General features: G+C 47.6%; 10 protein-coding genes. All 10 read right to left on the reverse strand.

The features are described from left to right. Positions 1 to 78: 78 nt before the first annotated feature. Positions 79 to 9,300, reverse strand: a complete 9,222-nt coding sequence (locus D8872_RS04595; RefSeq protein WP_125390124.1) for an SIALI-17 repeat-containing surface protein — start codon at positions 9,298 to 9,300, stop codon at positions 79 to 81. A gap of 169 nt (positions 9,301 to 9,469) precedes the next feature. Next, positions 9,470 to 10,546, reverse strand: a complete 1,077-nt coding sequence (locus tag D8872_RS04600; RefSeq protein ID WP_125390125.1) for a hypothetical protein — start codon at positions 10,544 to 10,546, stop codon at positions 9,470 to 9,472. Continuing rightward, positions 10,533 to 13,016, reverse strand: coding sequence for a phosphoenolpyruvate synthase (locus D8872_RS04605; RefSeq protein WP_125390126.1), 2,484 nt, complete (start codon positions 13,014 to 13,016; stop codon positions 10,533 to 10,535). The genes D8872_RS04600 and D8872_RS04605 overlap by 14 nt, the downstream gene beginning before the upstream one ends. After that, positions 13,016 to 13,915, reverse strand: coding sequence for a UbiA family prenyltransferase (locus D8872_RS04610; protein WP_049547985.1), 900 nt, complete (start codon positions 13,913 to 13,915; stop codon positions 13,016 to 13,018). Before D8872_RS04610 ends, D8872_RS04605 begins: the two co-directional genes overlap by 1 nt. After that, positions 13,900 to 14,772 carry a phosphatidylserine decarboxylase gene (locus D8872_RS04615; RefSeq protein ID WP_125390127.1) on the reverse strand — a complete coding sequence of 291 codons (873 nt, stop codon included), beginning with the start codon at positions 14,770 to 14,772 and terminating at the stop codon, positions 13,900 to 13,902. Before D8872_RS04615 ends, D8872_RS04610 begins: the two co-directional genes overlap by 16 nt. Next, complete coding sequence (locus tag D8872_RS04620; protein ID WP_125390128.1) at positions 14,765 to 15,397, reverse strand: CDP-alcohol phosphatidyltransferase family protein; 633 nt, start codon at positions 15,395 to 15,397, stop codon at positions 14,765 to 14,767. The genes D8872_RS04615 and D8872_RS04620 overlap by 8 nt, the downstream gene beginning before the upstream one ends. Further along, positions 15,384 to 17,879 carry a PEP/pyruvate-binding domain-containing protein gene (locus D8872_RS04625; protein ID WP_125390129.1) on the reverse strand — a complete coding sequence of 832 codons (2,496 nt, stop codon included), beginning with the start codon at positions 17,877 to 17,879 and terminating at the stop codon, positions 15,384 to 15,386. Before D8872_RS04625 ends, D8872_RS04620 begins: the two co-directional genes overlap by 14 nt. 14 nt (positions 17,880 to 17,893) lie before the next feature. Further along, positions 17,894 to 18,484 carry a CDP-archaeol synthase gene (locus D8872_RS04630; RefSeq protein ID WP_053794685.1) on the reverse strand — a complete coding sequence of 197 codons (591 nt, stop codon included), beginning with the start codon at positions 18,482 to 18,484 and terminating at the stop codon, positions 17,894 to 17,896. Between the two features lie 363 nt (positions 18,485 to 18,847). Continuing rightward, on the reverse strand, positions 18,848 to 19,291 hold the full coding sequence (dtd, locus tag D8872_RS04635; RefSeq protein WP_125390130.1) for a D-aminoacyl-tRNA deacylase: 444 nt from the start codon (positions 19,289 to 19,291) through the stop codon (positions 18,848 to 18,850). Between the two features lie 47 nt (positions 19,292 to 19,338). After that, positions 19,339 to 21,558, reverse strand: coding sequence for a RelA/SpoT family protein (locus tag D8872_RS04640; protein WP_005592469.1), 2,220 nt, complete (start codon positions 21,556 to 21,558; stop codon positions 19,339 to 19,341). Positions 21,559 to 21,703: the final 145 nt, after the last annotated feature.

The raw sequence follows: 21,703 nt of genomic DNA on the forward strand, positions 1-21,703 counted from the left end.
AACAAATAAAAAGCTCATGAAACCAGTTTTTCAGCTGGTTCATGAGCTTTTTGCTATTTTCGACAAGCAAGCTAAGGCTTATTTGTTAAAGATTGACTGTCTGAAGTCGTCTGTCTCACGAAGATAGGCATTGTAAATCTTCTTCTTGAGCAGGTTGACCCAGCTAGCTTCAACACGATTTGTCGCATTGGTAATGTTGCGCACATCCTCTGCGACTGCTTCATCCATCAGCTTCTGCATCTCTGCATACGAGCGAATGGTTACTTGCTTGGTACTGTTTGGATTTCTGAGTTCGTACTCAATGGTGATTGGTTTGAGCTTGGTTAGCTGGTCAATCCGCTCTTGGTACATGGCCTTCTTAAAGGCCGCCCATGAAGCATACTCACCCTTGAATACATTTTCCAAGACTTTCTGGTCGGTCACCAGACCAACATCTCTCCTGAGCCAGCCATCCCAAGTTGTCTTGCCTTCTGCAGCAGCCTCTTCAGAGAATTTCCCTGAAACATAAGGGACAAATCCTTCATGATAGCCCTTGGCTGCCAGCAATTCATAGGCTGTGCGACGGAACATAACGTCTCCCGGCGCCCCATTTGGATTGCTCAAGGCTGAGTAGATTGGCGAGAAGAGGCTGAGACTGAGGTAGCCATTACGTGGATACTGTCCGCTATCCTTATTCTCCCGACGGGTGATGACATCATTGTCAATCAGAGATTCAAAGCTGGTTAGCTGCTTGATTTCCTCAGCAGTGAAAGTGCGCGTCTGGTTACCAGCATGGGTCTGCTTGCCATATTTATCTGTGATATAGTAATTCTCCATCTTTCTGAACCACTGGAGCTTGGCAGCATCACTCTGCTTGACCATCGAAGTCCCCTCTAGATAATCCAGCGTGTAAATCATGTCAAACATGCCATGGACATAGTGCTGCAAATCTGCTGCATTTTGGACACGTTCCTTGAAGTTGTAGGTATGCATCCGTGTCTTAGAATCCTTGTCCGTCTTGAAGAGGGTATTGAGGGTAATGGTAGGTTCATTTGGACTTGGAGTGGACTGCAAGAGACCACGCGCATAGAGCTCAGCCCCCAGTCCTTCACGACGACCATAGCCTTCAAAGTAGATAGAACCGTCGGAGTTATGGGTCATCTCATGGGTGTAGACAGAGTTCCCATAGTCTTCTAACAAACGAGCAGCATCAAAGTGGGTGACACTTCCCGTAGCATAGGCATTGTATCCCTTGCTTGGATACCACTTGCCGGCTGGTCCAAAGAATTCCTGCATAGCTAGTGATTTCTTGTCATTAGCTGGAGCCCAATATCTTTTACCATCCTTGTCAACCAATGAGAATCCATCGTAAACCAGAACAGAACGGAAGAGCTTGTCCTTGCTTTCAGGACTTAGGATCTTATACCAGAAATCATAGTGGTCACGCTGCCATTCAGCTGACTTTCTAACTCGGTCTTCGACATACTCAACCAATTCTGCATCTGTTCGCACCCTGTTATTGGCATCAAGGCGGTAGCGATCATAAGCTCCCATAGAGACGGTGGACATATTGGAGATGACATAGACACCCTTCTCAGTCATGGTCAAGAGTGGCAGGAGCATGCCCTTATGTTCCCAATTATCCGCAGTAATCTTGTCGTAAACGCCGACAGAATACTTGCTCTTGCCCTCGGCTGCATCCTGAAGCTGTCTGGCTTCTGCTACATCGGACTTAGCCTCAACGATGTAGGCTTTTGTATTGGTCTTGAGCCATTCGTTATTGGTCTTGTCTGGCAGGAAGAGCTGGCGATAGCTTTCCAGATAGTTGAAGAGGCCGCGCTTGCCAGTCGCTTCAGAGAGCGAGTTGTCGTAGGCCAGATGGTTATTCTTGGCCTTGAGATTTTCAAAACCAGACTGACCGAGTGCAATGATGGTGTCTAGCGTTGAAGCCTTATGATTTCCAAAGAAGTCAAACTTATAGGCCGATAAATCCTTGACATTGGTCTTGTCATAGTTGATATTATACCAACGATTGAGATAGGTCAGACCCAGCAGGAATGCTTCCTTATTGGCTCTAATCTTCTGAGCCACATAGTCCGCTACAACATCGCCTTCAGTATTGATGGACTTGTCCATAGCTAGAACTTTGCGTAACTCTTCTGCCAACTTGGTCTTGACTTGCTCAAAGGCTGTATCCAGATAGAGCTCATCCATAGAAGCATCCGCATTCACGCCTAAAACAGTTCGCATGGCTGGTGAGTCAAGGACAACCTTGTTCAACTCTGGCAGCACTTGATTGAGAATTCTGCTATAGTCTGATAGGAAGGCTTCTGGAGTATAAAGGAGGTCTAAGGCATTTACAGTGTATTCTGCGATAGCTTGATGTTTGAAGTCTCCCTTATAGGTCAGATTTAGATAGTCAACCGTCTTATCCTCAAAGTGCAGCATCAGGCGGTTAATCACAGTCTTGTTGCTATTTATATCAGTGATCATCTGGTCACCCTTCATCGGAACCACATCCAGCAAATACTCTCTAGTAAGCTTGTGATGATCTGGAAGTTTATTGCCGTAGGCAACGATAGTTTCCTTATTATAGAATGGCAGGAGTTTTTCCATATTGGCATAGGCTATCAGACGGTCTTCTCGAGCATTCTTTTCCTTGCTGTAGTCAACAGTATGGAGATTGAGATTGCTGTCCTCTAGCGTGGTTGTAATGTCTAGGCTAGCCAGCTTCTCTTCAGCCTCGTCCAAAGTCAGAGTAGACGTGACAAACTGATCATTTCCTAAAGTTTCGTTTCCTTCAATGGCATAGGCTTCTTTTATGCGATCATTCTTGTAATCTTGGTCGCCAGAAATGCTGTAAACATTTGTACCGCTGACATTGCTGATAACATTGTCAATCAAGCCATTGAAATAATTGGAACCAACCACTCCCCCGATTTGACCGTTCTTCGTAGAATTTTGGATCTTTCCAGTCACATAAGAACGGCTGATGCGGGCATTGTCTTCCAAGCGACCGACCAGACCGCCGAAGCGCTGTTCGTTTGTTCGAGCTCCCGCCAGAATGGTCACATCCGCCCTGCTCTGACTCAGCAAGGAATTTCCTCCCTTGAGGTTAGCAATCAAACCGCCGACATTATAAGCCTTGTACTGCTTGTCATTGGTCTGGATAGTTCCAGTAAAGGAGCTGTTGGTGATTTGGCTATTGCTTGCAACAACGACCAAACCAGCCACCTGGGACGCATTGCCCACTACCGACACTCTACCTTGGACAGAAACATCCGTGATTTGCGCATTATCTGCACTACGAGCCAAGGCAGCAGAGTCATAGGTCCCGACAATATTGACCTCTTTCAGGTCCAGATTAGAAATAGAGGAACCGCTCTTGAGGTTTTCAAACAAAGGTTTGGCTAGATTATAAATCGCATACTGCTTGCCATTGTTGTTACCTGTCAGACTGCCTGTGAAGTTACCTCGGAGATAGACATAATCCGCAGGTGCCAGACTGACCTCACTGGCATCCAAATCGGCTCCTAGAACAAAGTTACCGGCCATATTTTTCTTCATGGCGTCTACCAAACCAGCAAAGCTTGTGTAGACATTTTGCTGACTAGGCACTGCCCTGCTGATATAGAAGTCATAGCCAGACTTGTAGCCTGTTTCGCCCTCTTGTACCAGTTCAGGCAGAGAGACCCTTACCTTGTAGACAGCCTTGCCATCCTTCTGGCCTTCTGCCATGCTGTGAACCGGCAGGAGCATGTCCTTAGATTCACTTGATTTGACTTTGACAAAGTAGGTAGACAGGTCCGTAGGTATAGCGCTCATGGAAACGACACGCTTGAACTGGTCCTTTTCTTTTCTGTAAAACTCTGCCGAATCAATATCACGGAAGGAAATCTTCTTGTATTGCAACTCAAAGTTGCGGCTATCTTTTTCAAGGTCAGTCAGGCTGCCAGCATCAAGCTCATAAGTCAGCTTGGTTTTCAGGGTATAGCCTGTGTAGTAGTCTAAGTCGTCAATCTTCAGACTTCCTGTCACATTGTCAATCGGAAGCGAGCGAACAAGCTGGTCTCCCTTGTACAATTCAGCTGTCGCTGAGCGCAAGGATTTTGTCTTGTCTTCCAAGCTGTATTGAACCGTGACCGACTTGTCCTCTGGATTTTCTGTCAGACTTAAGATCGAAACTGTCGGCTTAACCTTAGGCACACCATTTAGAGCCGTCTTGCTTGCTGTCAGGCTGGCAAAAGCTTGATTGACCTGCACTTGTGTGGCGGTTTGATTATTCAGAATTCCCTCTGTCTTGGCCAATTCGTTTGTATAGGCTGCTTTCTTATCTGCATCCGCATTCTTGTATTGAACAGTCGTCTGCACAGTTCTCCCCAAATCATGTTCATTCCGCAAACGCGTTTTGTCCACTTCAAGCCCCTGTAACTGAGCTTTAGCTTGATTAATTTGCTCCACCAGCTGATTGACTTCCGCTTGGCGGGCTTGTGACTGATTGAGAAGTGCATGGCCTGCAGTCAAAGCGGTATCATAGGCTGCTTGGCGACTTTGACTATCGTTGAAATAACGAGCCTGAGCCTTGATTTGCTCCGCTTCTGTTAGCAGATTGTGAAGCGAAATCAAATCGAACTCTTTCAAGGCTTCCACTTGCGGGGCATCGCTTGGTACCATGTGCGGTTTTATTGTGCCAACTTTGACAAGCTGAGCAACTGCTGCCCGCGTTTCCTCATTGGACAGCTCTTGACGAGCAAGTTCTTGGCCGTTAGAAGTATAAACTCTAGTCTTGATGGTCCGTTCGCCGGGTACACCTGGAGTGACGATTTGACGAGCACCTTGCACAAGATCATCCGTTTCTTCCTCTCGCGTGGTGAAATCGATTTTCTCTACTCGCGTTTCATCCTTATAAGTCAGCGGGTACTCTGGGAGGGCAGATGCTTGCGGAGCAGTGCTCGGTACCATATGTGGCTTGGCCGTTCCGACTTTGACAACTTGTGTGACTGGAGCTAGAGTTTCCTCGTTGGACAACTCTTGGCGGGCAAGTTCTTGACCATTGGAAGTATAAACTCTAGTCTTGATGGTCCGTTCGCCCTGCACACCTGGAGTAACGATACGGCGAGCGCCTTGAACCAGCTCGTCCGTTTCTTCCTCTCGCGTGGTGAAGGCGATTTTCTCTACTCGAGTTTCATCCCTGTAGGTCAGCGGATACTCTGGTAGGGCAGATGCTTGCGGAGCAGTGCTCGGTACCATATGTGGCTTGGCGGTGCCAACTTTGACAACTTGCGTGACTGGGGCTAGCGTCTCCTCATTGAACAATTCTTGACGATCAATTTCCTGACCGTTGGAACTATAGATACGAGTCTTGATGGTCCGTTCGCCTGGCACTCCTGGAGTGACGATTTGACGAGCGCCACGAACTAGTTCATCCGTTTCTTCTTCACGTGTGGTGAAGGCGATTTTCTCTACTCGCGTTTCATCCCTATAAGTCAGCGGATACTCTGGTAGGGCAGATGCTTGCGGAGCGGTGCTCGGTACCATATGTAGCTTGGCCGTGCCAATTTTGACAACCTGCGTGACTGGGGCTAGCGTCTCCTCATTGGACAACTCTTGGCGGGCAATCTCTTGACCGCTGGAAGTATAGATACGAGTCTTGATGGTACGTTCGCCTTGAACACCTGGAGTGACGATTTGACGAGCACCTTGCACAAGATCATCCGTTTCTTCCTCTCGCGTGGTGAAATCGATTTTCTCTACTCGCGTTTCATCCTTATAAGTCAGCGGGTACTCTGGGAGGGCAGATGCTTGCGGAGCAGTGCTCGGTACCATATGTGGCTTGGCCGTTCCGACTTTGACAACTTGCGTAACTGGGGCTAGCGTCTCCTCATTGAACAATTCTTGACGATCAATTTCCTGACCGTTGGAACTATAGATACGAGTCTTGATGGTACGCTCGCCTTGAACACCTGGAGTGACGATGTGGCGAGCGCCACGAACTAGTTCATCCGTTTCTTCCTCTCGCGTGGTGAAGGCGATTTTCTCTACTCGCGTTTCATCCGTATAAGTAAGCGGATATTCTGGTAGGGCAGATGCTTGCGGAGCAGTGCTCGGTACCATATGTGGCTTGGCCGTGCCGACTTTGACAACTTGCGTGACTGGAGCTAAAGTTTCCTCGTTGGACACTTCTTGGCGGTCAATTTCCTGACCGTTGGAACTATAGATACGAGTCTTGATGGTCCGTTCGCCTGGCACTCCTGGAGTGACGATTTGACGAGCGCCACGAACTAGTTCATCCGTTTCTTCTTCACGTGTGGTGAAGGCGATTTTCTCTACTCGCGTTTCATCCCTATAAGTCAGCGGATACTCTGGTAGGGCAGATGCTTGCGGAGCGGTGCTCGGTACCATATGTAGCTTGGCCGTGCCAATTTTGACAACTTGTGTGACCGGAGCTAAAGTGTCCTCGTTGGACAACTCTTGGCGGGCAAGTTCTTGGCCGTTGGAACTATAGATACGAGTCTTGATGGTACGTTCGCCTTGAACACCCGGAGTGACGATTTGGCGAGCGTCCTGAGGTAACTCATCAGTATACTGTTCCTCAATGTTAAAAGCAATCTTCTCCACACGAGTTTCATCCTTTTCAACCAACTCTAACTCAGGAATTTCATGGATTGGAGCGATACCAGGGACTGTGCCATAACTAGTAAGCTCGGGAACCTCGTGCACAGGAGCGGTATCGGGGACCGTGCCATAATCAGACAACTCGGGAACCGCATGAACCGGAGCGGTATCTGGAACGATGCCATAACTAGTGAGCTCGGGTTTCTCATGTACGGGAGCAGTATCTGGGACCGTGCCATAGTCAGTTAACTCGGGGACCTCGTGCACGGGAGCATTGCCATAATCAGTTAACTCGGGAACCTCGTGTACAGGAGCGGTATCAGGGACCGCGCCATAGTCAGACAACTCGGGTTTCTCGTGTACGGGAGCACTAGCGGGAACTGTACCATAATCAGTTAACTCAGGAACCTCGTGCACAGGAGCGGTATCTGGAACCGTGCCATAGCTAGTTAACTCAGGCTTCTCGTACACGGGGGCACTAGCGGGAACTGTACCATAGCCAGTTAACTCGGGAACTTCGTGTACAGGAGCATTATCAGGAACGGTGCCATAGATAGATAACTCAGGCTTCTCGTACACGGGGGCACTAGCGGGAACTGTACCATAGCCAGTTAACTCGGGAACTTCGTGTACAGGAGCATTATCAGGAACGGTGCCATAGATAGATAACTCAGGCTTCTCGTGCACGGGGGCGGTATCGGGGACCGTGCCATATCCAGTTAACTCAGGAACTTCGTGCACAGGAGCGCTAGCGGGGACCGTACCATAACTAGTGAGCTCGGGAACCTCGTGTACGGGAGCGCTATCTGGGACTGTGCCATAGCTAGTTAGCTCGGGAACTTCATGAACGGGAGCGCTAGCGGGAACGGTGCCATAATCAGTGAGCTCTGGTTTCTCGTGCACGGGAGCGCTAGCAGGAACGGTGCCATAGCCAGGCAACTCGGGTACCTCATGAACCGGAGCGCTATCTGGGACTGTGCCATAGCCAGTTAACTCAGGGACCTCGTGTACAGGAGCACTGTCAGGGACCGTACCATAACTAGTGAGCTCGGGAACCTCGTGAACTGGAGCGGTATCTGGAACGGCGCCATAACTAGTGAGCTCTGGAACTTTATGGATTGGAGCACTAGCAGGAACGGTGCCATAGCCAGTTAACTCGGGTTTCTCACGGACTGGAGCACTAGCGGGAACCGTGCCATAGCCAGTTAACTCAGGGACTTCATGCACGGGAGCTGTATCGGGAACCGTGCCATAATTAGTGAGCTCTGGTTTCTCATGGGCTGGAGCACTAGCGGGAACCGTGCCATAGTCAGTTAACTCGGGAACTTCATGCACGGGGGCGCTAGCAGGGACTGTGCCATAACTAGTAAGCTCGGGAACCTCTTGCACAGGAGCGGTATCGGGAACCGTGCCATAGCCAGTTAACTCAGGGACTTCATGCACGGGAGCTGTATCGGGAACCGTGCCATAATTAGTGAGCTCGGGGACCTCGTGCACGGGGGCGCTATCCGGAACTGTACCATAGTCAGACAACTCTGGAACCTCTTGTACCGGGGCATTATCAGGGACCGTGCCATAACTAGTGAGCTCTGGAACTTTATGTATTGGAGCTTCTTTAGGTACAGCCTTATTTGCTGCAGTCCCGACTAAAACAACTTCTGAAACAGGCTCAGTGGTTACTTGATCAGAAATCTGCTTGCTCTCTACGATTTTTCCTTCAACACTATAGTGACGTGTTACGATCTTGCGAATCCCTGGAATGCCCGCGCGGATCACTCGAGATTGTCCTTCGGCTAAGTCATCTGAATACTGATACTCCGTTTTATAGGGGATTTCTTGGGTCTGGGTCCTTACTTGACTTGTAAATTGCAGCTCCGGTCGCTCATGAACTGGCGTTTGACGAGCAAACTGCCCTTCTTTAGCAGCAATCTCCTCCCTCTCCTTCTCGGAAAGATAGGCTCCTTCAGCTAGCAGGGGCTCTTTCGGAGCTTCAGTATTTTTAGGGCGACTTGCTAACTCTTTCAACTCCTGATCAGGCTGACTAGCTGAGGCTTCCTTTTGAAGGGCTGGCAGCTGAGAGTTTCCTCTTTGAGCTAGTTGATGCTGCGCTTCTTTTTTAAGGTAACCAATATACTGGTAGCCAGCAATTTTCAATGGTTCTGGCAACTGATCGCCAACGGCCAAAGTCAGACTTTGATTATAGGCAGCCAAATCCGTACTGCTGATTGCCAAAACAGAAGCTGGCAGAAGCACAGAACCCAATCCTGTCACAAGCAAAATAGAAGACAGGTATCTCTTGCCATTTTTCCCTCGTACCAGCACTAAAACAACTAAGGCCAGACCTGTAGCTGCAAAAGCCGCTCCCAAGAGACCTGACTCGCCTGTCTTAGGGAGCTTCCCTGACAAGCTTTCCTGACTTGTCGGACGGTAAATCAAATAATAAGCGTCCGAATTTTCTTCCGCAAATTTGGGTAGTTCCTTTACAATAGCAGCTTTTTCAGCCTCAGTCAGATCGCTCTCCACTACATAGTGATACTGAACGACGGTAGACTGATTGGCAGACACTTCTGCTGCCTCGACAGAGCTGACAACTCCTCCCATTGTCGTACACAAAAAGAAGCTTCCGATAGTAGCGGAAACTAGACCTACAGACAGCTTTCTAAAAGAATAGCGCTGGTATATGTCACCAGTGACTCTTTTTTTCATAAAATTCCCTTTTCTTCATATAATAAGCTAATAAAAATTTTACTGAATTTTACTCAAAATTGCAATCCCTTAGCCTTATAAAATACTTTTCTTTCAGCTATCGAAAAGGTCTCCATTTTAGCGACAAGTAAAAAGCAGATTCTCTGGGAGAGAACCTACTGTTTACAGATCATCCAAGCCCCAAATCCAACTCAAAGAGGCCGTACTCATGCTTGTCCCCTTGCAATTCTGCTGCATAGTGGCGCGTGACGGTATTTTGGTGAATCAGGGCGCCGATAGCCGAGGCTTGCCGTTTCTGCGCTTCTTTAAAAATCGGATAGGCCAAGGCAGAGCCCAAGCCCAAAAATTCTTCATCCACTCCCAGATACATAATCGTATAACGTTTGGCAAAGCGCTTGGTCCAAAAAAGCTTGGCTAGGTTGAGAGGAGTCAGCTTTTGATAAACCAGAGAGCCATAGTCTGGCATGGCAATCAGAAAACCTGCTAGCTCGCCCTCCTTATAGGCCAGCTTAACCATGGAAAAATCAAGAATATACTGGTATTTTTGAAAAATCTGACTGAACTGCTGACTGGAAATAGACCGATAAATCGGAAAATCTTGATAGAGGCGATTGAGGAGCTCAAAAACCTGCAGCGAAGCTTCTTCCCAGTCCTTCTTTTTGGGAGAACAAATGGTAAAACCTGCTTCTTCAAAAGACTCAAAACGATGAGCCAGCTTGTCCTGATGAGTTTGATTGCTAACCTTGGGATAAAAATTGGACAGATAGCGCTCCTTGAGCTCAAAACCAGCAGCCTGCCATAGATCAGGATAATAGACTGGATTATGAGGCTCCCCTGTAAAAGGGACCTCCTCTGTTCCAGTCAGCTGCATTCGATAGCCTAGCCAAAAGCTTGCCTGTACGGGACCGATTATCTTGCTGGCTCCGAGACTGCGAGCAAAGCCTGCTAAATGTTCGATAAAAGCAGATGCAATCTGTTGATCATTGATCGACTCGAAAAATCCCAAGTAAGCAGCCTCATCATCTGGATAGAAGGTCAGAAGTCCGCGAATACAAGGCTGACTGTCCTCATAGCCAACAAAGGCATAGGTTTCTAAGTCAGAACTCAGCGGGTGATTGCCCTCAATCAAAGCTAATTCTTCCTCTTCCGACTGCATGAGGTGCTCTGGCCGATAAATCTTCTTGGGCAGGGCCAGAAAATCGTCCAGCTCTGCAGTATTTGGTTTGACTGGTTTAATTTCCAGCATGGTCTTCCTCCTTGAACAGTCGAATCTTGCCAGTAAGGCCATCCATCTCAATCCAGTCGCCGTTTTGCAAGTGACTGCAGGCGCCTCTGACATTGACAATGGAAGGAATACCTAACTCGCGGGAAATAATGGCCGTGTGCGAGAGCAAAGACCCCTGCTCGGCAATGACACCCTTGGCTTGGGTCAGAAGATAGACCCAGCCCGGATCGGTCATCTTGGTCACGATAATCCGGTCCTGAGCAGACTCAATCTCCTGCACATCTTCCACGACCAAAACCTGAGCCTTGACGCAGCCAGGTGAGCAGCCAATCCCTTGTAAGGCTTGATTGCTCGTGTTATGACTGCTGGTACGGTTTTGCGGTTTCAGGTATTTCTCAAAGACCTGTCCAGCAAAAACATAGCGACTAAAGGTTGGTAGCTCCTTATCCGCCTCCATCTTTTCTCGACGCTCGGCTATCAAGCCATTAACATCTCTGGGCGTTCTGGTCAGCTCAAACAATTCTTCCTTTGTCAGGTAAAAAACATCGTCAGGCGTAGCCAGCTGCCCTTGCTCGGCTAATTGCTGCCCCAGAGTTCGAAAAATCTGCCGCATCATTCCATAGATCCGTGTGCGGTTTAAACGGGAGCTTTCCCGATATTTAACACCAGTCATGGCTCGCTTGCGAAGAAAATTCGCCCACCAGCCTGATTTTTGCACCTCATCTTCAAGTTTCTGAGGGGCCAACTTCTTCTCCTCTTGCTGGCACATTTGCAGTAAGAGCTTGAGCAGACGCTCTGGGTGCGTTCGGAAGGTTGGAGTTTCCAACTTCAACTCTTCCGGAGCTCGATCACCAAATTCATGGATAAAATGGGCAATTTCTTGGATCAAAGGGTGCTGACGACTTAGAAAGACTGCTGGACTTTCACTTGCCATGGCCTGTCTAATCGCTGCATTTTCTTCCGCTTTCAGCTGAGCTGTTAAAGCCTGCAGCGCCAAAGCCGGCCGCATACTTTCAATCTGCTCAATTCCTGCAATCTCAGCCTGAACAGCTCCGCCGCGACGCGACTTCTTCAGTAGTCCAGTATAAATAAAAGCATAGAGGTCATTGACCAGCGTAATGTCCCAGTGAGTCAAAATATCCTCTTTTAGCTTGCTGACCAAGGTAATCAAGGTCTCCGCATCTGCGTCGGGAGAAAAGCTCGCTTCGTATTCGCGCTGAATCTGGGCAAACTGTTCTTCCAATTGCCGCATTTGCTTGGGTACTGTCCAAAACTCTCGGAGGATACGAAGCATGATTTGCAGGCGTTTGAAAGCAGATAGGTGCACCGGCATCTGAGGTACCTCTGTCTCTCTCACTCCCAGCATATCCTGCCAGATTGGAATGATTTTCTTTGAAAAAGGCAGAAGCTGCAAGAGCTGATACCAGCTCTGAATCTGGTAATAGACTCGGCTATTGACCGGCTGCAGCATATTTTGAAAAGTGGCTTCATAGGCAGCCAACTCAGGGGCATCCTTGCCAACCAAGCGCTGGGCCAGACTGCGAAAAATGCTGGCATAAGCCTCTTGAATAAAGCTAATAGTCAGAGGACTGGAAACGCCCGGATAGCTCTCGACAATGTTGCTATTATCCAGAATAATCTGCTGTCCCTCTGGCAAGGTGGTAATAGGTCGTGCCTGCAAGAGATAGAGCTGGCCATTTGCGAAGGTGAACTCCATATCCATATAAGGTCCAAAAAGCTGACTCACCTGACCAGCCAAGGCTTGTAACTTCTCAAGTTGTTCCTGTGATACGTCTGGTGAGTCCTCCGTCTGCTCTGTATAAAAGAGCTGATCCTTGGTATGAAGCGTCACCATGGTTGTAGGAATCTTATCCTCGACAACCTTATTGCCTAAGCCCCGACCAATAACAATGATGTGTTCGTTCAGAATACCCTTGGGATTAGCTGTGAAGTAAATCCCAGACAAGTCTCCCTTCTGCATGACCTGAACAAGGCAAATCATCTGTGCCTGCTTCAAAGATAGTCCCTGCTCAAATAGATAGGTGAGAGCCGATTCCTGATAAAGAGAGAGCAAGGTCGCTTGGATGGCTTCTTTAAGCCCCTCTGGCTTCACATTGAGCTGGCTCTCAAACTGACCGGCAAAGGATGAATCCTTGCCATCCTCAATGGTAGCAGATGAGCGGACTGCAAAGCGACAGTCTTTCTGAGAAAACTCCTGCCGAATCCAGTTTTCAGCCGCCGTCAAATCTTCTTGACTAAACTGCTCTCTGGCCCAGTCCTGCAGCTGCTGGCTGAGCTGGGACAAGTCCAACTCTCCAGACCGATAGGCTGCTTCCATCCGCTCCAAGTCAACAGAGCTTGCAGATGTTTGAAAAAAGTCAAAAGCAAACACTGCAAAGTCAGGAATCGGCAATCCAGCAGCTTGCATTTTCAGCAAATGATAGGCCTTGCCTCCGACCTGGTCAAGCCTTGTCTGCTTGATTCTTTTCATCAAAGTACCCCCATCAAGAGATAAACAGCAACGGACAGAACCATGGTCGTCTCCGTGATATAAGTATAACGCTCCACCCGCTCCCGGATATTAAAGCGAGTCGGATCCTTGATAAACTGCTCAAACTGGACGGTCATCCAGATGACATTCAGCACCAAGACTACCACTCCGACATGGGAAATATTCCAGAGGAGAGCGAAATTGGTCAAGATATCCAGCAGAGTCACCACCTCGATAAACCGAGTGGCTTTTTTGTAACCAAAAAGCTTAGAATAGGTCACATACTCTGTCTCATCTTTTGGCGCCCGAATCTTGCGGCAGACTTCCCAGATCAGACTTGGGAAATACATGGTAAATGCCAGCAAAACGGTCGGCAAGGACAAGAGAGGCAGATTGTACTTGTAGCAGACAAAAGAGATAGTATAGAGATTCAAAATCATCATGACCGGATTATGGGTCACCAGAGCTAGCGGCAGAGAATTTTGAATCTTATCACGCTTGAAGAACCAGAAGGACATGAGAGTTCCGTAGATGTAGAGAAAGAGGAACCAGCCAATATTGTTCATAAAGAGGATATTGAGAAGCACAGACACAGTTACGATAAAGCTGAGGGCAATAGCCAGGTCCTTCTTTTTCACCCGGCCAGATGGCAATGCCCGATGAGGAAAGAGCCGTCTGTCGGTCTCGTAGTCCTTGAAATCATCCGCAATCCGCAGAATCATCAGAAAGACGAAAATCGTAAAAATCCCAATCAACTCCTGATGGTCAAAGTGAAAGGTGGTCACTCCGTCATTGAGCAAGAGGACAAAATAAATCTCAAAAAACATGATGGCTGCCACAAAAAAGCGTGGCAGCAAGGGAAACATTTCCTTATAATAAACAGCTAATCGTTTAAACATAGCTTTTCTCCAATCTTTTCACCCATTTGAATCTGGGTTTCTATTCCGAGGTCTGAGTAAGTCAGGATATCCCGATCCAAGCGAATCGTGCCTGCTGGATAGAGGACAAGAATGGTTGAGCCGCCCAGACCAAAGCAGCCCTTCTCCTGTCCCCTGACCAAATAATCCTGACTGTGATTATATATTCTTCCGACCAAGAGAGCCCCTACTTCCATCTGCAGGACAGGTCCTAGGTCGGTATCTAAAAGACAGTATTCTCTTTTATTTTCCTTGTAAATCAAGCGCCGCTTCTGGGCTACCTGTCTGACCGTATGCAGGCGTCCCTTGATTTTTCGTCTTTGGGTAATTTTGCCAGATTCAGCCGCCAAATAGCGGTGCAGGTCTTCTACTCCCAAGCGATAGACAAGCGCTGTTCCGCCTCTAAATAGCTGAGCCAACTTTTCATCCAACAGTAACTCAGCTAGTCTGTATGTCTGACCCTTTATCGTCAGCTGCAAGTCCTGACTGATGGTAAAAGCCTCTAGCTTAGCATCCGCAACTGCCAGTACTTGACTGTCAGGACAGACCGGACGCAGTTCTGGCTTGATTTTCCTCTCGAAAAAAGCCGCAAAGCTAGGATAGGGACCATCTTCATAGTCAGCCAGATTCAGCTGATAATTTTCCACAAAAGCTGCTATTTTCTTGCGAGAACAAGGAGTGTAGTCTTTCAAAGTCAGAAGATAAGACAGGCTAGGTCGGGTCAAGATAGGCAATAAGAAGCGACCCCAAGCAGTACCATAAAGCTTGTCTAGCAGACCCGCCTTGTATTCTGTCGGTTCAAGTACTTGGCCAGTCCTTCTCTGATAGACCCTAACCATGCGGAATAACCCCCAGACCAATCAGACTTGCAACAGCTAGAATCGCAAAGACCAGATAGGCCAGCTTATTCGGCTTGGGAATACGGCAGTTATAGACAAATAGGAAGGTCAGCAAAAGAGACAAACCCAGCCACACCCAAGCAAAGAAACCAGGCGCCAGCCATTGACAGACCAGATAGGTCAGAGGAAAAAAGAGGGCGCTGTAAGTCACGGGCAAGCCAATAAAATAAGAGCCAGATCCTTCATCATGCTTGGCCAAGCGATTAAAATGAGCCAGGCGCGTAACCGCAGCTAAGACATAGAGGACAGCCAAGACGATATTCGCCGCTCCCAAGGGCAACTGGGTCATGAGGAGCACAGCCGGAAGAGCCGCAAAGCTAATCATGTCGCAGAGCGAGTCAATCTCAATGCCGAAACGCTTCTGACTTTCAGTCCGCTTCATCCGTCGCGCCACCACACCATCAAAAAGGTCACAGATACCGCTAACGATAAAGGCCATCATAGCTAGCCGCAGCTGGGACTGAATGATGGCATAGACTGCCAACAGTGCAAAAGCAGCGCCCATATAAGTCAAGATAACAGATTTGTCATATTCACCGATAAACAAAGGTTCATTCTTCTTCATGGATTCTTATTTCTCCTCTTCTTCCATCTAAAGTAACCAGCATGCCAGTTTCTAGCAGCTGAGTTGCATTCTTAGCGCAGACCAGAGCTGGAATCCCGCATTCCCGAGCGACAATGGAGGCATGGCAGAGAACCCCGCCATACTCTGTCACAAGACCGCCTAGAATACCGAAAACATAGCTCCAACCCGTATCTGTATAGCGAGTGACAAGAATTTCTCCCGGTTCAATCGTCTCAATATCAGCCAAATCCAAGAGAACTCGAACCCGACCGGTTACCTGACCGCTGCTGGCTGGCATTCCCGTCAGCAGAGCCTGACTCTCATAGGCCACCTTTCCCAAGCTCATCTCTTTGTCGGTCAAATCCCCCACTGGCTCAAAATTTCGATAGGCCTGGCAATAATGCCGATTATCTGCTGCTTCTTCTTGCAGCTGGTCTGCAGTCTTTTGCCCTTCCATAAAGGAAGTCAGACTTTCTTTCATAATGTAAAAAATATCTTGTTCATTTTTCAGAAAGCCTCGCTTTTCGTAGGCTCGGCCGAGTTTGAGGCTAATTTGACGAATGAGGTGATAATAGCGCGTGGAAATATCTTTGAACTCCTCTCGCCACCAGAGCAAGTTCCGAAGGTCTTGACTGATTTTTTCTATCTTTTTCTGCTTGGCTCGAGATAGATGAGCCAGATCCAGCTCAGACTCTGAGACAGGACTGATCGAAGCTTTGAAAGCTTGGTAATACGCTGAATCAGCAACCAACTGCTGAACCGCTGTCAGCACCTGATGAGCATCTTCTTCGTAACTGGCTACTCGCAAGTCCAGCTCCCGTGTCGAGTGATAGCCAAAGTCCTTTTGAAAATCCTGAATCTTGATGAAATCAGCTCTCTCAGGATATTGTGCAGCCAGTTCCTGCAATTCTTCCACCGATAGCTTCAACCAATCGTCTATCAGCTTCTCGTCTGTCAAAATAAGATCCGCAGCTTCCAGCATTCGAGTCAAAGGCTTGGTATGCGAAACATTTCCCAACTTAGCTATCAGTTGGAAAAATTCATCCACCGTCAGCCATTTGAGCAGACTGGTCTTTTTCATGGACAGCTGGACCGTATTGATGTAGGCCTGCCAGAAATAAGTTCCCTCACTGTCTAAATAAGCCTGATTTAGCACTAACTGCCAAAGATTCTCGACTTGCTGCAGCGGGCTTTGGTCGTTCAGTTCTCGTATTTCTTGATTTAGGTGGGTAAATTGCTGACGCAGCTCTTGCAACTTGTCTGGCGCCTGATGCAGAAAAGTCTTAGTTACTTTTTGTGTTTTTAAAGCTACCCGTAGGAAATTCAAGAGCAAGGCTGGACTTAATTTACTAGTAAAACCTTGACCTTGGTAGTCTTTATTGACTCCCAGCTCATCATCAAAGTCTCGCTCAATATAACCCGGAATCTGCTCCATACCTTGCTTGACCACGCCTAAGTTCCAGAAAGGCCGAGCATAATGGAGACGCATCAGCGGAGGCATAACTCCTTCAGGCTCTAGGCCAATTGCCAGCAAAAAACTGGAGAGTGCCTCTTGCCAAGAATGGCGGTAAAGGCTCCACATCAGATTTGGACAGGGCTGGGCCGCCACGCCACCATCCCGAAAATTCGTCGTCGTCCAGCGGCCACTATCAATTTTGGTTGGTACTGTCGTGATGGGCCGAGCCTGTAGCAGATAGACTTGCTCTTGTACGACACACCACTCAATATCCACCGGCCGACCAAAATACGCCACAATCTGCAAGACCTGCGCATGCAGCTTCTGCAAGACTGTAAGAGAGATTTCAAGCTCTTCAAACTGGCTCCAGTCCGGCTTGTACCAAGAAAGAGTTAGCTGCTTAGGATTGACTTGACCGCTAACCAAGCTCTCAGCCGATCCTTTTACATACTCCAACAGCATAGTCTGGTCCTGATTAGTCGCCACGTCTAGGGAAAAGCAGACACCGCTGAAATCGGGCTCTATCTGCTTCTGAATCAGCACTGCCATAGCAAAATCCTGCTCAGCCAGCCCCTGACGCTGCCAGTAAGCCAATGCTTCTGGATTAAAGAGAGAAAGTAGACAAGAACGAATGCCCTGCTCAATTTCTGACAGTGTCCGGCAGTCGCCAATCGAGTCATATTGACCAGCAAATGACATGGCCTGTCCGTCTTCTAAGAGGGCACTGCTGCGAACGATATAAGCTTGATTTTCCTGACAAAAAGCTGCTAACTCCTGCTGCCAAGCTTGATCCAAGGGAAATTGCTGCAAACGCTCTGCAATTTCTTCCTTGCCCAGGCGAATTAACTCTTTAAGTCCCTGTTCTGAGTATTCTGGTAGAGCCGCTCTTAGCCAAACCATTACTTGGTTCGCAGGCAAAATCAAGCCCTTAGGAACCGAAAGCCCCAGCTGGCAGAGGTTGATTAACTGATTGATTTTACCGCCATAGACGGCCGAAGGCTCTTTTTCCAGCCATAGTTCTTTCATCAAAAACTCCCATCTCACATACGATTTTTTCTAAGCTTAGCCCAGTAGAGCAGGCGGTTGACTCCTAGATGCGTGCCCGCCCCTAGGATTAGAATGCCCAGCATCTGCTGCCAAGACAGAGGGATATAGAAAAGTAAGAAAATAATACAGCCAATCAAGGAATCAATCTGGTCGATCCAGATAAAGGTCCATTTCCAGCCATTTTCCGCCGTCTTGCCCTCTCTGATTTCCAAACGGCGCTTGATAAAGCTATTAGGCAGCTCAAACAAAACATAAGCCAGCCCCAAAAGAGCCCCAAGCACCAGATTAAAGAGCACGGTATTTTCGTAGAAGGCATAGACCAAGTGCAGCTTCTCTAGAGTAGGAATACTCTTCAAAAGCAATCCCCAGAGAATCTGAGCCAAAGCTCCCCAGACAATCATGCCAAAGAAACCTTTCCAGGTCTTGTTAGCCCCAAACAGCCTCTTCCCATCCTTTAAAATCAGCCCAGCATCCATTGGTCGATAAGCCGCCTCTAGCAGTGAAGACTTGCAAAAAATCATATTCAGAACTCCAGCCAGAATGACCGGCATCAGGGTGATATATAAGGCAAGAATCGAACGCATACTTATTTCCTATTCTTTTTATGAAAATCAGTCTGAAAAAATCAAGAGACTCCTCAAACTTATATATATCATTATACCATAAGTCGTAAAGCCTCTTTCCAATAAGCCCTACGTATCTGTCGCATCTGACAAGGAGCAACTCATGTCTGCCATTCCGATTTATCAACTTCAAATCCGTCATATATTAGAATAATGTATCTTTTAAACCACACAAAAAGCCTCATAAGAACTTCTAAGGAAACCAGCATCTGGTCTATTAAAAGTTACTTATGAAGCCTATGAATTGCGCCTTATCCCTAGGAAAGAAGTAAACTATTTTTGCTTGGTCTTAAACCACTAACCTTCAAAAGGCGCGTAATTCCTTCATCGATTTTTGGTGTCAAGCAAAATAGTCACTGGGCCATCATTTACCAATTCTACCTGCATATCTGCTCCGAACACGCCCGTCTTGACTGGCACTTGCTCAGCTAACAGCTGGTTAAACTTGTCATAAAAGGGACTAGCCATATCCGGCTTGGCTGCGCCTGTGAAGGCTGGCCGATTACCCTTTTTGGTATCTGCATGAAGGGTAAATTGGGAAATGGAAAGAATCTCCCCTCCGATATCCTGAACAGAAAGATTCATCTTATCCTCCGCATCGGAAAAAATCCGCATATTGACAATCTTCCTGACCGCGTAGTCCATATCCTCCTGACTATCATCAGGCCCGACACCTACCAAGAGCAGGAGACCTTGTTCAATGCTGCTATGCAGCTGCTGGTCAATACTGACCTGAGCACGTTTGACGCGCTGAATGACAACTTTCATATCTTTTCCTTTATTTCTGACTACTATCTACTCTGACAGGCTCGCACTTAGCCATTGGTCCGTTTGACCGAATACACCTCTGGCACACTCTTGATCTTATCCACCACCGTCGTCAGCATGGACAGATTAGCAATGCCAAAAGAAACATGGATATTAGCAAATTTCATATCCTTAGTTGGCTGGGCATTAACCGTTGAGATGTTTTTGGTGGTATTAGACAGCACCTGCAACACATCGTTAAGGAGGCCAGACCGATTGAGACCATAAATATCAATGTGGGCTGTGTACTCTTTAGTCGAATTATTTTCTTCCCATTCCACATCAAGCAAGCGCTGTTCATAATTTTCCTGAGCCTTAAGATTCATGCAGTCTTGCCGGTGAATAGCTACGCCGCGTCCTTTGGTAATGTAACCAACAATATCGTCACCAGGCACAGGATTACAGCACTTAGCAATCCGAATGAGGAGACCAGACGCTCCCTGAATGACCACACCGCCTTCGTGCTTGACCTTAAGGGTGTCTTTTTTATTTTCGACCTTGACTTCACCACCCTTGACCAATTCCTCTGCCTCTGCTTTGGCCTTGGCCCGCTCTTCCTCACGGCGCTCTTTTTCTGTCAAACGATTGAAAATACTAATGGCACCGATCTCACCGAAACCAATTGCCGCAAAAAGCGCTTCTTCGGTCTTATAGCTGGTCTTTTGCAGCACATCTTCCATGTGCTTCTTGTCCATGTACTTATTGGCTACATAACCATTCTCCTGAAATTGAGCCTGCAAGAGCTCTCGCCCTTTAGAAATAGACAGCTCCTTGTCTTGATTTTTAAAGAACTGACGGATTTTATTTCTAGCCTTGCTGGTCTTGACAAGATTAAGCCAGTCACGACTAGGTCCAAAGGAATTGGCATTGGTGATGATTTCCACCTGATCCCCAGTCTTCAGCTTGGTATTGAGCGGCACCATGCGGCCATTAACCTTGGCTCCTGTCGCCTTCTCCCCAACCTTAGTATGAATCTCATAGGCAAAATCAATGGGTCCTGAGTCCTTAGGCAAAGAACGCACTGCTCCATCCGGTGTGAAGACATAGATTTCCTCAGCAAGATAGCTTTCCTTAACCGAATCAACAAATTCCTTAGCATCACCAGACTGATTCTGCAATTCCATCAATTCCTTGATCCAATTCATCCCGATGGCAGATTCCTTGCCATCAACTTGACCCTTAATTCCTTTTTTATAGGCCCAGTGAGCAGCAACCCCGTATTCTGCGACTTCGTGCATTTCCTTGGTTCGAATCTGGAACTCAATCGGACCTTTAGGACCATAAACGGTCGTATGGATGGACTGGTAGCCATTGGCCTTGCGGTTGGCAATATAATCCTTGAAACGCCCCGGCATGGGTTTCCAAAGCTCATGGATGTAACCCAGCATGGCATAGACATCACTGTGAGTGCTCAAAATGCAACGAATAGCAATCAGATCGTAGATCTCATCAAACCGCTTCTTCTTGTCCTGCATTTTGCGGTAGATGGAGTAAATATGCTTGGGACGACCATAAATCTTCCCATGCAGATTGCGCTCACCCGCGTAGGTTTCAATCTTGTGGACAACTTCCTCTACCAGAGCTTCCCGCTCTCGACGCTTCTCCTTCATCATGTGGGAAATTTTATAAAATTCCGTCGGATTGAGATAACGGAAAGATAAGTCTTCCAATTCCCATTTGACACTGGAAATCCCCAAACGATGGGCCAGAGGAGCATAAATTTCCATCGTTTCCTGCGAGATCCGCTCTTGCTTGTCTGGCCGTAAATGATTCAGAGTACGCATATTATGCAGACGGTCAGCCAGCTTGACCAAGATCACTCGAAGGTCTTCTGACATGGCCATGAGCATCTTGCGATGATTTTCCGCCAACTGTTCTTCGTGAGACTTGTATTTGACTTTCCCAAGCTTGGTTACACCATCCACAATCACGCGCACATCATGACCGAATTCCCGCTCCAGATCGTCCAAGGTCGCCGCCGTATCCTCTACGACGTCATGCAAAAAACCACAGGCTACTGAAACAGCATCCAGCTTGAGCTTGGCTAAAATTCCCGCCACCTGAATCGGATGGACTATATAGGGCTCTCCCGACTTACGAGTTTGCCCGCTATGGCATTCCATCGCATAAATCAACGCTTTTTGAACAAAAGCCACATCCTCTGCAGCTAAATATTTTTTGGTTAGGGCTACAACCTGATTCCCCGTTAAATTTTCTTCTTTTGGCATGCATTCTCTCCGCTTTCTTGCCTACTATTTTAACATTTTTAAATCAATATGAAAACCAAGAGGACTAGAATAAAAGTACGGTGGCAGAATAGAACTACGTTTTCAAAGATTTAGCTTGCCTCCCTTGTTTCTGAGGCAAGACTTA

This window comes from Streptococcus cristatus, assembly GCF_003943815.1.
GTDB classification, from domain to species: domain Bacteria; phylum Bacillota; class Bacilli; order Lactobacillales; family Streptococcaceae; genus Streptococcus; species Streptococcus cristatus_F.